General features: G+C 72.4%; 11 protein-coding genes. 6 read left to right on the top strand and 5 right to left on the bottom strand.

Annotation, left to right across the window (positions count from 1 at the left end):
- Positions 1-90: 90 nt before the first annotated feature.
- Together EAO76_RS12280 and EAO76_RS12275 are read left to right on the top strand one after the other, a co-directional pair.
- Entirely contained in the window at positions 91-1,911 is a 1,821-nt protein-coding gene (locus EAO76_RS12280; protein ID WP_148835961.1) for a hypothetical protein, read from the top strand.
- Between the two features lie 255 nt (positions 1,912-2,166).
- Entirely contained in the window at positions 2,167-3,342 is a 1,176-nt protein-coding gene (locus tag EAO76_RS12275; protein ID WP_148835960.1) for a macrolide family glycosyltransferase, read from the top strand.
- A 39-nt stretch (positions 3,343-3,381) separates the two neighbouring features.
- Here the strand turns inward: EAO76_RS12275 and EAO76_RS12270 are convergent, their stop codons facing one another.
- Entirely contained in the window at positions 3,382-4,323 is a 942-nt protein-coding gene (locus tag EAO76_RS12270) for a LysR family transcriptional regulator (RefSeq protein ID WP_148835959.1), read from the bottom strand.
- Between the two features lie 71 nt (positions 4,324-4,394).
- On the opposite strand from EAO76_RS12270, the gene EAO76_RS12265 reads away from it, so the two are divergent.
- On the top strand, positions 4,395-5,045 hold the full coding sequence (locus tag EAO76_RS12265) for a maleylpyruvate isomerase family mycothiol-dependent enzyme (RefSeq protein ID WP_148835958.1): 651 nt from the start codon (positions 4,395-4,397) through the stop codon (positions 5,043-5,045).
- 29 nt (positions 5,046-5,074) lie between these two features.
- Here EAO76_RS12265 and EAO76_RS12260 read toward each other — a convergent pair whose 3' ends face one another.
- A complete protein-coding gene (locus EAO76_RS12260) occupies positions 5,075-5,989 on the bottom strand; it encodes an alpha/beta fold hydrolase (protein WP_148835957.1) in 915 nt (304 codons plus the stop codon).
- A 75-nt stretch (positions 5,990-6,064) separates the two neighbouring features.
- Between EAO76_RS12260 and EAO76_RS12255 the strand changes: the two genes are divergently transcribed.
- The gene (locus EAO76_RS12255; protein WP_148835956.1) at positions 6,065-6,703 is read left to right on the top strand and encodes a sigma-70 family RNA polymerase sigma factor; all 639 of its coding nucleotides are present in this window, start codon (positions 6,065-6,067) and stop codon (positions 6,701-6,703) included.
- A gap of 114 nt (positions 6,704-6,817) precedes the next feature.
- Here the strand turns inward: EAO76_RS12255 and EAO76_RS12250 are convergent, their stop codons facing one another.
- On the bottom strand, positions 6,818-8,428 hold the full coding sequence (locus EAO76_RS12250) for an oleate hydratase (protein WP_148835955.1): 1,611 nt from the start codon (positions 8,426-8,428) through the stop codon (positions 6,818-6,820).
- 474 nt (positions 8,429-8,902) lie between these two features.
- Between EAO76_RS12250 and EAO76_RS12245 the strand changes: the two genes are divergently transcribed.
- Positions 8,903-9,169 carry a hypothetical protein gene (locus EAO76_RS12245; RefSeq protein ID WP_148835954.1) on the top strand — a complete coding sequence of 89 codons (267 nt, stop codon included), beginning with the start codon at positions 8,903-8,905 and terminating at the stop codon, positions 9,167-9,169.
- Positions 9,170-9,373: 204 nt separating this feature from the next.
- On the top strand, positions 9,374-9,853 hold the full coding sequence (locus EAO76_RS12240; RefSeq protein ID WP_148835953.1) for a hypothetical protein: 480 nt from the start codon (positions 9,374-9,376) through the stop codon (positions 9,851-9,853).
- A 381-nt stretch (positions 9,854-10,234) separates the two neighbouring features.
- Here EAO76_RS12240 and EAO76_RS12235 read toward each other — a convergent pair whose 3' ends face one another.
- Complete coding sequence (locus tag EAO76_RS12235) at positions 10,235-10,945, bottom strand: C39 family peptidase (RefSeq protein ID WP_148835952.1); 711 nt, start codon at positions 10,943-10,945, stop codon at positions 10,235-10,237.
- A gap of 95 nt (positions 10,946-11,040) precedes the next feature.
- Complete coding sequence (locus EAO76_RS12230; protein WP_376299854.1) at positions 11,041-11,727, bottom strand: peptidoglycan-binding domain-containing protein; 687 nt, start codon at positions 11,725-11,727, stop codon at positions 11,041-11,043.
- Between the last annotated feature and the right edge of the window lie 221 nt (positions 11,728-11,948).

Raw genomic sequence — 11,948 nt, 5'->3', positions numbered from 1 at the left:
GGAGCCGGACGGAAGAAGCCCGGATCGGCCCCGCGCGGGGGGCGGGGCCGATCCGCGGGTGTGTCAGTGGGGCCGGTCATGATGGTGACCATGCACAGCACCGATTCGAACACCGCTCCGTGGATCGCCCGGAAGTGGAAGAGCGTCAGAATCACCTCCGCCCTCCAGGGCCTCGTCAGCGGTGAGGGCTCCTGGCACGACGACGAGTTGGTGAGCATCGAGCGCATGGGCCGCTACATCGCGGGGACCTGGTCGCCGGAGGAGGGGGAGAACGGACCGGCACTGGCCGGGGACGCCAGCTGGGTCCACCTCATCGGGCAGGTGGGGGTGGTCGCGCTGCGGGCCGCCTCGCCCGTCACCCTGCCGGAGCGGCGCGAGGTGCTGCTGAATTTCCTGGAGATGTGGGCACGGACCCCCTTCGCCGATCCCGACTACCGCTTCCGCCTCGGGCGGTTGGAGGGGGAGGGCCCGTTCACCGTTCGCGACGAACACGGTTCCGCGTTCGCCCGGTGGCTGCCGGCCCGGAAGGACCGCCCCTACCTGGAGGCCCTTCCGCCCGGTTGCGTCCGGCCGCCCCACCACGAGCTGCGGTACGCCGAGGACTGCCACCGCGGCTGGGGAAGCCGGGACCAACTGCGCCGCCTGGTCTCCCTGATCCGCGAGCGGGGGCCGATGCCCTGGGACCCGGCCGCGGTCGTCGAACTGAGCGACGCCGCCGGGACGAGCCGGCCGGCGGCCGCACTCGTCCTCGCGGGCAACCCCGGTGCCGACAGCTACTACGTTCCCTATCTCGACGCCGACGAGCGCACGGCCCTCGGCTTCAAGGCGGCTGAACTCGAAGTGGGGCGCGCGGAGTTGGGTGTTCTGCGGGACAGGGACCGGATGGCCCTGCTCGCGGACGTGCTCCCCGAGGACCCCGCCGACCTGTGGGAGCCCGGCGGCCTCGGCCGGGTCGCGGCACGCACCGCCGAGGCATGGAACGCCCAGCACGGCAAACGCCCCCGGCCGCCGGAGCCGACCTGGCAGGCCGCTCTGGCACTGGACACCCGGATACCGGCGACCGATCTGTGCCACCTCTTCCTGGACCCGGAGCGGGCGCCCCTGCCGCCCGGCTTCTACCTGCGGATATGGCCCTGCCCGGAGGAGCACCGCGGGCTGCGCACGATCTGGGACGTCATGGGCTTCCCCGACGCCGACAGCCTCGTCGACGCGGTCTTCACCGGCCTGCCCTGGGCGTACGCCGACCTTCCAGCCGGGGACCCGGTACGGGACGGGGCACCGGAGGTCGTCCGCATGCTGCGCAAGGTGCTGGCCGGCGGCGACTCCCCGGCCGGGGTGCTGAGGACCGGTGTGATGGAGACCGGGGTGCTGGAGGGCCGGACCGTTTCGTGGCGGTGGGACTGGCTGACGGACGGCACCTGCGACCGGATGATGGCCCGGATCACCGCCGCCGACCTGCCGCCCGGCCGCTACGAGTCCGATCCGCGCGCCTGCGTGCCGGAACTGGTCGATGAGGTGGCGCGGGCCCTGGGCCTGGCCGAGGACGCGGCCGCGCTGTACCTCCAGCTGCTGACGCTCGCCGTTCCGTCCGACCGCAATGTGCGCCGCTGGAACGGGTGGACCCCGGCCCGCCACAAGAAGGCCGCGGCCCAACTGGTGGAACGCGGCCTGGTGGTGGAGGACGGACGACCGCGCGCCGGCCGCGGTCTCTTCCTGCCCGGCCCGTGGGCGCACGCGGCGAAGCCGCTGCCGCCGATGGAGTGCGGGAAGGCGCGGAGACTGGGGGCGCGGCTGGCCGGCGGCAGTGGGGACGGGAAGGTCATACACCTGCCCGGGCTGCCGGGCACCCTGCCGGAGCTGTTCACCGAGGCGTGGCGGTCGTCGCGCGGGGGAGAGGGACCCGGCGACTGACTGCTCCCCCTTCTTTTCCCTGCTCCGGCGCCGTGGGCATCGCGGCGCCGGAAAACCGGGAACGCGTCGCACGGCGCGAGGGTAAGGTGCTCGGCATGAACCTCTACCAGATCTACGGCTGACGCGGACGGGGCAGAGCCCCCGTTCCCGTCCGGCACATCCCTGTGCGCCCCATGGCCAGGACTTCTTCCTGCGGCCGCGGCGCACCGATGCGTCGTTCCCTTTTCGCCGTAGACCTGAAACGAGTGATTCCCCATGTCCCGTCGCCGCGCCCATGTCGCGATGATCGGTATCCCCGCCGTCAGCCACGTCCTGCCCAGCATCCACGTCATCCGTGAACTGGTGGCCCGCGGCCACCGGGTGACCTACGCCAACGACCCCGTCATGGCCGAACGGATCGAGGCCACCGGCGCCGAGTTCGTCCCCTGCGCCTCCACGCTCCCGGTCGCCGACAACAACTGGCCGGACGACCCCATCGCCGCGATGGACCTCTTCCTCGACAACGCCGTCCAGTCCCTCGGCCCGCTGCGCGCCGCCTACGACCACGACCCCGCGGACCTCTACCTGTACGACATCGGCGCCTACGCCGCACGGGCCCTCGCCGAGATCCAGGGCCGCCCCCTGATGCAGCTCTCCCCGACGTTCGTGGCCTGGCAGGGCTACGAGCAGGAGGTGGGCACGGGCCTGTGGCAACTGCCCGGCGCCGACGCGTACCGGGCCAAGTTCGCGCGCTGGCTCGCCGGCTGCGGGGCGTCCACCACCGACGTGGACGCCTTCTCCGGCCGCCCCTCGCGGGCCCTGGCCCTGATCCCCCGCGCGATGCAGCCGTACGCCGACCGGGTCGACACCGACACGGTGACGTTCGTCGGACTGTGCCCCGGCCCCCGAGAGGACGAGAGGGACTGGACCCGCCCCGCCGGGGCCGAGAAGGTCCTGCTGATCTCCCTGGGATCGGCGTACACCCGCCGACCGGAGTTCTACCGCCGGTGTCTGGCGGCCTACGGCGACCTGCCCGGCTGGCACGTGGTGCTCCAGATCGGGAAGTACACCGACCCGGAGGAACTCGGCGACATCCCGTCCAACGTCGAGGTCCACTCCTGGGTGCCCCAGCCGGCGATCCTGGAACGGGCCGACGCCTTCGTCACCCACGCGGGCATGGGCAGCAGCGGCGAAGGGCTGATGGCCGGTGTGCCGATGATCGCCGTCCCACAGGGCGCCGAACAGTTCCTCAACGCCGACCGGCTCGTGGAACTCGGTGTGGCCCGCCGCATCGACACCGAGGAGGCCACCCCCGAGGCGCTGCGCACCGCGCTGAACGACCTGGTCACCGATCCGGAAGTACGGCGCCGCTCGGCCGGGCTCCGGTCCGCGGCGCGCGCCGAGGGCGGCACCGCGCGGGCCGCCGACCTCATCGAGGAGATGCTGGGCTGACCCGTTCCGGGGCGGGGTGGTGAACCGGCGCCCGGCCGTTCACCACCCCTGCGGGCGGGCTCTGTCCCGCGGCAGGTCCGGCAGGTCCGGCAGTGCCTCGCGCAGCCGGGTGAGGAGCGACCGGGCGGCAGGCCCCGCCGGCCCGGGCGTCCGCCAGGCGAGGACGACCCGGCCGCGCAACTCGGGCCGGACGATCCGCAGCATGCGCAGCGGCCCGTCGGCCGGCTCCTCACCGGCCGGCAGCACGGCGACCCCGAGCCCCCGGGCGGCGAGCTGCGCGAGCATGGCCGGGGCCGCCGCCTCGAAGGAGATCCGGGGCCGGAACCCGGCCCGGGAACAGGCGTGTTCGAAGACCGCGCGCACCCCGGTGCCGCGCGGCAGGCAGATCAGCGGCCGGTCCCGCAGATCGGCCAGCGGAACCTCGGTGCGGTCGCCCCGGGCGAGGAGCGGGTCGCCGTGAGCGACGGCGGCGACCAGCACCTCGTCGATCACGGTCTGGAAGGAGAGACCGGCCGAGGGCCCCTCCTCGGTCCGCCCGAGGAGGGCGATGTCCAGCTCCCCGGCCAGGAGCGATGTCTGCATCTGCTCCGAGGTGGCCTCGCTGAGCGCTATCTCCACCCCGGGGTGGGCGTCGTGGAAGTCGGCGAACAGCGAGGCCACGTCGAAGGAGTGGCCGATGGCACCGGAGACGAGCCCGATCGCGACCCGGCCCCGTAGCAGCCCGCCGAACTCGTCCGCCGTCTGCCGCACCCCTTCCGCGGCGGCCAACGCGGCCCGCGCGTACGGCAGTACGGCCCGACCCACCTCGGTCGGCGTCACCGACCGGCCGGATCGGTCCAGCAGTGACTGCCCCAACTCCCTTTCCAGACTGCGGATCTGGGCACTCAACCCGGGCTGGGCGAGATGCAGCCGGGCGGCGGCACGGGTGAAGCCGCCCTCCTCCACGACGGCGACGAAGTATCGGAGCTGCCGAAGTTCCATAACCAATGATTCTAGATCGAAGCATAACCAGGTATTGGACTTATGAAAGAGGCCCCAGCATCCTTGGACACATGGGGAAGACGACCGAACACACGGGGAACGGGACCGGCATCAGGGCCATGATCGCGGCGGAACGCCGGGAACTGGCGGACCTGTTCGACGATCTGCGGGCCGACCGGTGGGACGAGCCGAGCCTCTGCGCGGGATGGCGGGTGCGCGAGGTCGCGGCCCACATGTCGATGGGATTCCGGTACTCGCTGCCCGCGACCGTCGCCGAACTCGTGAAGGCGCGCGGCGGGCTCCACCGGATGACCGACCGGGTCGCCCGCCGCGACGCGCGTGTCCACTCCACCGCCGAACTCGCCGAGTTCCTGAGGGACAACGCGCACCACCCGTGGAAGCCGCCGGTCGGCGGGCTCGCGGCGGCGCTCGGCCACGACGTGGTGCACGGACTGGACGTCACCGTAGCCCTCGGCCTCGACCGGCGCGTCCCCGAGGACCGGCTGCGCGTCCTGCTCGACGCGACCCGCCCCCGGAGCCTCAAGTTCTTCGGGGCGGACATCGACGGGGTGCGGCTGTGCGCCGACGACCTGGACTGGTCCTTCGGAACCGGTACGCCCGTGTACGGCACGGCCCAGGACCTCCTGCTGGTCACATTCGGCCGCAGGCTCCCGGCCGGCCGGTTGCGGGGCGGGCCGAGCGGCCGCTTCACCGGGGTCTGAGACCGGCGCCCGCAGGCCGGGCATGCGGCTCAGCCCAGGAAATCCGCGACGGTCGCCACGAACCGGTCGGCGTCGTCGAGCCAGGGGAAGTGACCCGCCCCCGGCTGCACCACGAACGAGGCGTCGGGGAACAGTTCCGCGTACTCGGCCGTCGACCGGGGCGGGCTGTTCAGGTCGAACTCGCCGGTGAGCAGCAGGACCGGCGCGCCGAAGGCGGCGAGCGCCGCACGGGTCGCCTCCGGGTCGAACGCTCCGTCGGCCCCGAAGCGGGCGACGGCCTCCTCGTTGTCGGGCCGCCCGTCCGCGTGATGGCGTCGTGCCGCGGCGTCCCAACGGCCGTAGAGGAACGGGGCGATGGCCTCCCAGTCGCCACCTGCTCCCGCCCCTGCCCCCGTTGCCGTTCCTGCACCTGTTTCCGTTCCCGTTCCCGTCTCTTCTCCCGTTCCCGTTCCCGTCGTTCCTGTTCCCGCGACGAGTGCCTCCAGGGCCGCGAACGCCGGGGGGAACCACGGCTCGTCCTTCCGCAGCAGCGCCGCCTCGCGTCGCATCTCCCCGGTCACCGTCAGGCCGACGGCCCGGACGCTGGGGCCGATCAGGACGAGCCCGCCGACCCGGTCCGGGTGTTCGGCGGCGTACCGCACCGCGACGTTCGTACCGGCGGAGTGGCCGAGCAGATCCATCCGGGCGAGACCGAGATGGTCGCGCAGCGCCTCGATGTCGTCGACCAGACGGTCGCAGCGGTAGGAGGAGACGTCGTCGGGAATCGCGGACCGGCCCGTTCCGCGCAGGTCGAGGACGATCGTCCGGCGGTGTGCGGCCAGGCCGCCGAGATCGCCGAGGTAGCGGGAGTCGGCGGGGCCTCCCGGAACGCAGACGACCGGGGGGCCGTCGCCGTGCGCCCGGTAGGCGAGCCGGGTTCCGTCAGGTGCGGAGAAAGTGGGCATGGCGCGAAGCCTGCCACTCATAACCTGGTTGTACAATCTGGTTATGGAGAGTCGGTCAGGGTGTATAACCGAGCTGTGGCAGGCGAAGAGGACACCCCCCGGCATCTCGGGGAACTGACCGAAGAACAGGCCGGGCGCATGCTCGCCGACATGAACGAGGTCATCCGGGCCGGGGAGGAGATGCGGAAGCTGCGGGCCGAGATGATCAAACTGTTCGTCGGCCTCGGCTGGACCCAGGACAGGATCGCCCGGCTCGCCGGCATGAGTCAGCCCGCCGTGTCCAAACAGGTGGCGAAGGCCGGGGCGGACGAACCGCCGCCCATGACGGAACTCTCCCTCGACCAGGGCGACGTGCCCTGGCTCGAAGGGCGGCTGTGGGGCCTGGCCGAGGAGATCTCCGAGGCGTTTCCCGACACCGCCCGCTGTACGCGCTGCGTGAGCGCCCTGGCCCGGGGGCGGAAACGCTTCACCCCCCGGCACGTCGACGAGCTGCGGCGCCTGGTCGAGGAGGACCTCGGGGCGCACCGGGAACAGCTGCCCGCCGGTTACCGGGAGGCGTACGACCGGATCAGCCGTGGCCTCGACGTTCCTGCCGAGGTCACCGCCACCGCGTCGGCCTCCGTGCGCCGCACCCTCGCCCACCGGCTCCAGCGCGACCGGCTCGGGGCGGCCGCCGGGCCGCCCGCCCCCGGCCGCGCGCCGCACGAGGACTGACCGCGCCCGGCCCGGACCATGCCTGCTTTGGGGCCCGGCAGCCCCGGGACCCGGACGTCCCGGAGCCCGGCCGATCGGGTTGTCGCAGCCGTCGCAGCCCCCGCGGGGACCGGGTCAGGAGAAGGCGGTGCGGAGGGCGGACCAGGCGATCCGGGGGTCGGCGAGACCGTGGTAGACCGCCGGGATCGCCTTCTCCACGCCGAAGTGGTGGTAGACGGCCTTCATGGCCGACCGCACCGAGTACTCGACCGTGAAGACCACGTCCTCCGGGATCTCCACGAACTGCCCGAGGAAGGCGAAGTTCTGCGCCCCGTCCGGCACGACCAGCGGCCGGTCGGCCACCACGCGCCGCTGGAACTGGGCGTCGATGTAGGGCATCTGGACCGTGGTGACCTTGGTGGTGGCCCGGACCTCGTCCGCGATGTCGTCGAACCCCAGGTGCCCGAGCAGTTCGTCCAGGATCTCGGCGCCCGTGCAGTCGTCCATCTTCTTCGGCACGTGGTCGCCCGGGACGTCGCCGAACAGCGCGTAGCCCCACAGCGTGTGGATGTCCTTCGGCTGGTCCCGGAAGTGCGGTTGCGCCGGTACCACGATCGACAGCAGCCAGCGCGAGTCCTTCCAGGTCATCAGCGCGCCCTCGCCGGGCACGTTGCCGGTGTACGCCTGGATGCGGTCGAGCAGGACGCGCCCGTTCATGGTCAGCGTGAACGACTCCCATTTGGTCTCGTCGATGTTGCCGCAGAACGCCGTGGGGCGGCCGAAGTCCGGGGCCTTTCTGGCGATGGACTCCCACAGCCGCCAGGAGCCGTCCCGCTTGTCCCGGATCAGCTCGGGAACCGTGGTGCGGTCGCCGTACGTGGTGTCCGCGGTCATCGAGCCGAGGGTCAGGAAGGCGAAGTCGTCGGGGCCCAGCTCGATGGTGCCGGTACCGGCACCGGAGTCCGGGTCGGAAGCCGCCCGCTCCACGTGCAGCCGTGACACCCGGCGGGCATCCGGTCCGGAGAAGTCGACGCCTTCGACGGTCACCCCGAACTCGGTCCGCACCCCCTGGGCGGTCAGCCATTCCTGGATCGGCCGGATCACCGAGTCGTACTGGTTGTACTTGCTCCGGCGCACCCCGGACAGCGTGTGGATGCGGTCGAATTCCTGCACGAAGGCGAGGAAGTAGCGCTTCAGCTCGATCGCCGAGTGCCAGGTCTGGAAGGCGAAGGTGGTCCGCCACATGCACCAGAAGTTGGTGGTGAAGAAGTGCGGCTGGAAGAAGTCGTCGATGCGCCGGGCCCCGATGACTCGTTCGGGCAGGGCCAGCAGCCGGGTCATGTCCGCCCGGTCGCGGGTGTCCAGGCCCAGTTGCGAGGCGTCGGCGATCGAGCGGTCGCCGTTGATGATCCGCGCCCTGGCATGGGTGGGGTGTTCGATGTTGAACGCCAGGAACTCCTGCCTGACCGAGACCGCCGGATCGTCCAGGGTCGGGATCGACTCCAGCAGGTTCCAGAGGCACACGTAGTGCTCCTCCTCGAACATCCGCCCGCCGCGGGTCACGTAGCCGCCCTCCGGGGTGGGAGCGGGGGCGCCGTCCATCGAACCGCCCGCGATGTGCAGCTGTTCGAGGATGTGCACGTTCTCCCCGGGCAGTCCCGCGTCGCGCACCAGGAACGCGGCGGCGGCGAGCGAGGCGATGCCTCCGCCCACCAGGTAGACCTTGGAATTCGGCGATGCCGGCATGGCGTCCTCCGGTTCGTCGGGCCGGGCTGGCGGGCGACCGGAGGCCCGACGGACCACCACACCGGCCGCCCCTGCCCTCCCGAGCCTCTCCCAGCCCCGTCCGCCCCGCGAACGGAAGCCCGTCGGCACCGGGCCCCGTCGCCCCGTTCCACCCGATCGGCCCAGTCCCGTGCGACGGGGCACGGGTGGCTGCCGCTTCCCCGGAGACCCGTCGCCCGTGTGCGCGCGGACCCGGGACGGGAGACCCCGCCTCTTTCCCCGTCCCGTCCCGCGCTTGTCCCGTCCCGTCCCGGCACCCGGACGAACACCGGACGGCTCCGGCCCTCCGGGGCGAGAACACCTGCTCGGCACGGCCGGACCCCGCTCCGGGCGTTGTCCGGGACGCGTCCGGGACGCCCGTCCCCCGTTCCCCTCGCGTCACCGCCGCTCCCAGGATCGATTCCGACAGCCAACGCTTCGAACCGAAGGAGAGACATGCGTACTCGACTCGTGCTCGCCGGTGTCGCGACGGGAGCCGCCCTGCTGCTGGGAGCCGCCTCCGCCACCGCCCAGGCGGCGCCCGTGACCTCCGGCACGAGCACCACGTCCGTCGCGCCGATCGCCGACTCGTGGATCTACGTCGGCACCTACCGCACCCACCAGGCGTGCTACGACGACGGCGTGAACTCCGCCTACGCCGAGTGGGACTGCAAGCAGTCCAGCAGCGGCAAGTGGCAGCTCTGGGTGAACGACGAGTCCTGAGCCCGGAGCGGGGCCGGGGCACGGACGGCCCCGGCCCCGGCCGAGGTTCCGGTTCCGGAACGGCGGCGACGTCACGGGCCACCGCGGCCGGCCCGTGACGTCGCCGCCGTCATGCGGGGTGCCGGGTGCCCGGGTCGGGCCCGCGGTACCGGGGCGGCAACGGGACGGCAGGCCCTGTCGGACCCCTTCTGTAGGGTGCGTCGCGTGAGTGACATCTACGAGCTGGTGATCGCGGTCGACCTGCGCGACGAGCTCTCCGAACAGGAAGTCGCCGAGCTGCGCTGGCACCTGGGAGCCGGACCGCAGCCCGAGCAGCTGTCCATCGTGACCGACTTCCCCTTCATGACGGAGGACGAATCGGGGGAGTGGGTGGTCGAGGACGATCCGTCCCCGCTGCTGGCCGTGGACGGCGGTTCCTGGCGGATCGGCGGCGCGCTCTGCTCGGCACTCGTCGTCCGCGACGAGCCGCCCCGGAAGGGCTGGGCCCTGACCTCCCGCCAGGAGATCCACCCGGACGAATTCGAGAAGCTGGGCGAGCTGCTCGGCTGGCTCGCCGCCCGTGCGCACGACAGCCACCACTTCCCGGACGACACGACGGTCCGACTGGGGTACCTGAGGTTCCACGAGGACCTGATGCCGGACGCGCTCGAAGTGAAGGACGGCCGGGTCGTCTGGCCGACGTAGCCCATGTCCTACGGAGCGGGCGAGCGGAAGCGGGGCGACAGTCCGTCGGCGGTACGGCGCCGGAATCACCGTTCACCGCGGTGAACCCACCGGCCCGTGTGCTTCCCCCGCTCTCACCGCCCCGGCCATCGGGCCGGGCATCGGCTGCCGCCCCCGCGCCGGGGAAAGACCGCCGTCGTCCCGTGCGGTGCGGACACCGACCCCGGTGACCTGATCACCGGCCGAGGCCCTGAACCGGGTCCCGGCCGGGGCGGTATGCCGACGTGCCGGCGTCCCGCCCCGCACACGGGCGACAGGCGGCCGGTCCGCGCTGTCGCCCGCCCTGTGCGTCTTGTACGCCTCGTGCGCCTCGTGCGCCTCGTGCGCCGACGCGCCCGTGCGTCAGGCGGAGTAGCCCTTCGGGGGTATCAGGGTGGCGAGTTGGTCGAAGGAGAGCCAGTAGATCTGGTTGCCGCCGAAGGAGGCCGGGTCGGCGATGAGGACGGTGCGGTTCGCGTCGTCGTACCCGATGACCGTGAAGTAGTGGTAGATCGTCTGGTCCGACGGGTAGCCGGGCGGCTGGTTGCCCGGCGGGGCGACGATGTTCGTCACCAGCGGGTAGTTGTTGTCGATGTCCAGGACGATGTCCCTCCACAACAGGTCCCTCTGGGCCTGGGTGGGCGGATCGTTCGGCATCTCCTTGGTCTCGTACCAGCCGGTGCCGAGGTTCGCGTTGAGGACGCCGGTGACCTGACCGATGTGGTCGGTGCCCGCCTCGGTCGTGCCGAGCTGCCAGGCCAGGTCGCCCTGACTGGGCGGGGCGATGCGTGCCGACAGCGCGATGCGGGTCGCGGCGGGGCCGCACCAGTACCCCGTCTGCTGCACCTGGTAGTCGATCTGCAGGGTGTGCGCGCTCGCCGTGTTCACGCCGTCGACCCGCAGCCGGGYRCCCGGCTCGTTGCGTCCGCCGACGACGGCGGTTCCGGCCTTCGAGCCGTGGGCGAGCACCGACACCGGGCCGGGACGGGCGGGTTCGGCCCGGGCCGCGGCCGGGGTGACGAACGCGCCGAGGGCGGCCACGACGACTGCCGCGGAAAGGAATCTCTTGCGCATGCGGGCTCCTGGATGAGGTGGGGAGAGGTGGAGAAGAAGGCACGACCGTCCGTGCGTGTGCGTGTGCGGCCCTGAACGTGTGCGCGGGTGCGGGATCAGGGGATCGGGGGCACGGTGGGGCTCTCCCGGGCGAGCAGGTCGCGGGCGAACGGCTCCCACTGCGCGTAGCGGTCGGGGTACGCCGAGACCTGCACGGCCTGGCAGACCTCGCCCGGCGGCATCGTCTGCCAGCCGTCGATCTGGATCAGCCCGGGATTGCTGCCGAAGGGGGCCACGCCGTAGAAGGACTTCGACGACGTGGCGACGTCGGTGATCTGCTCGGGGGTGCCCCAGCCGGTGCTGGGACGCTGCTGGAAGATGCCCAGCGAGTCATGGTCCACCGGGACCAGGTAGTTGACGAACTTCGACTCCTGCATGGCCGTCATCAGCGCGATGACCTGGCCCTGTTCGGGAATGCCCGCCCCCTTGCCGACACCGATGACGGTGCGCGCGTTGGCGAGTTCCTCGGGTCCGAGATCGGCCGCGGTACGGAACGTGCGGAGCAGCTCGGCATCGGAGGCGTGCCGCAGGACGTCGGCGGTCGCGCCGTCGACCCGTCCGGTCGCGGGCAGCCCGTGCCGTTCCTGGAACCACGCCACACCATGTCCCGGGCCCGTCCTTCCGGCTTCGGCGGCCGGGGTGCGGAGCGAGGACGCCCGGGCCACGCCGGGGGTGGCGAACAGGGTACCGGCGACGGCGAGCGACGCGGCCGCGGCCGCGGTGCGGGCGAGGGCAGTGCGCAATGCCACTGCTTCATCTCCTTCGTACGGGGCGTCACTCCGCCCGTCCGCCCCGTGTGCGGGACTGTCGCTCCCGCGGCCCTGCTGTCGTGCGCGTCGCGGCATGCCCGTTCCGGCCCGGGGCCCCGAGGAGCGCTCGGGGCGAGTCGTGGGGCAACCGGGCCCAGGACGGGCAGTGGTGACAGGGCGTGGGGAGACGCGGTGGGGGAGGGACTGTGGACCGG

The sequence above is a fragment of the Streptomyces sp. sk2.1 genome, assembly GCF_008120935.1.
Lineage (GTDB): Bacteria > Actinomycetota > Actinomycetes > Streptomycetales > Streptomycetaceae > Streptomyces.
The sequence above is the reverse complement of the archived record's forward strand: the minus strand, read 5'-3'. Positions and strand labels throughout refer to the sequence as shown.

What these genes read in the sequence shown, in the direction of transcription:
- EAO76_RS12265 (WP_148835958.1), top strand. Translation starts at nt 4,395, where the DNA reads ATGGGGAAGACGACCGAACACACGGGGAACGGGACCGGCATCAGGGCC.
- EAO76_RS12280 (WP_148835961.1), top strand. Translation starts at nt 91, where the DNA reads ATGCACAGCACCGATTCGAACACCGCTCCGTGGATCGCCCGGAAGTGG.
- EAO76_RS12275 (WP_148835960.1), top strand. Translation starts at nt 2,167, where the DNA reads ATGTCCCGTCGCCGCGCCCATGTCGCGATGATCGGTATCCCCGCCGTC.
- EAO76_RS12245 (WP_148835954.1), top strand. Translation starts at nt 8,903, where the DNA reads ATGCGTACTCGACTCGTGCTCGCCGGTGTCGCGACGGGAGCCGCCCTG.
- EAO76_RS12250 (WP_148835955.1), bottom strand. Translation starts at nt 8,428, where the DNA reads ATGCCGGCATCGCCGAATTCCAAGGTCTACCTGGTGGGCGGAGGCATC.
- EAO76_RS12270 (WP_148835959.1), bottom strand. Translation starts at nt 4,323, where the DNA reads ATGGAACTTCGGCAGCTCCGATACTTCGTCGCCGTCGTGGAGGAGGGC.
- EAO76_RS12260 (WP_148835957.1), bottom strand. Translation starts at nt 5,989, where the DNA reads ATGCCCACTTTCTCCGCACCTGACGGAACCCGGCTCGCCTACCGGGCG.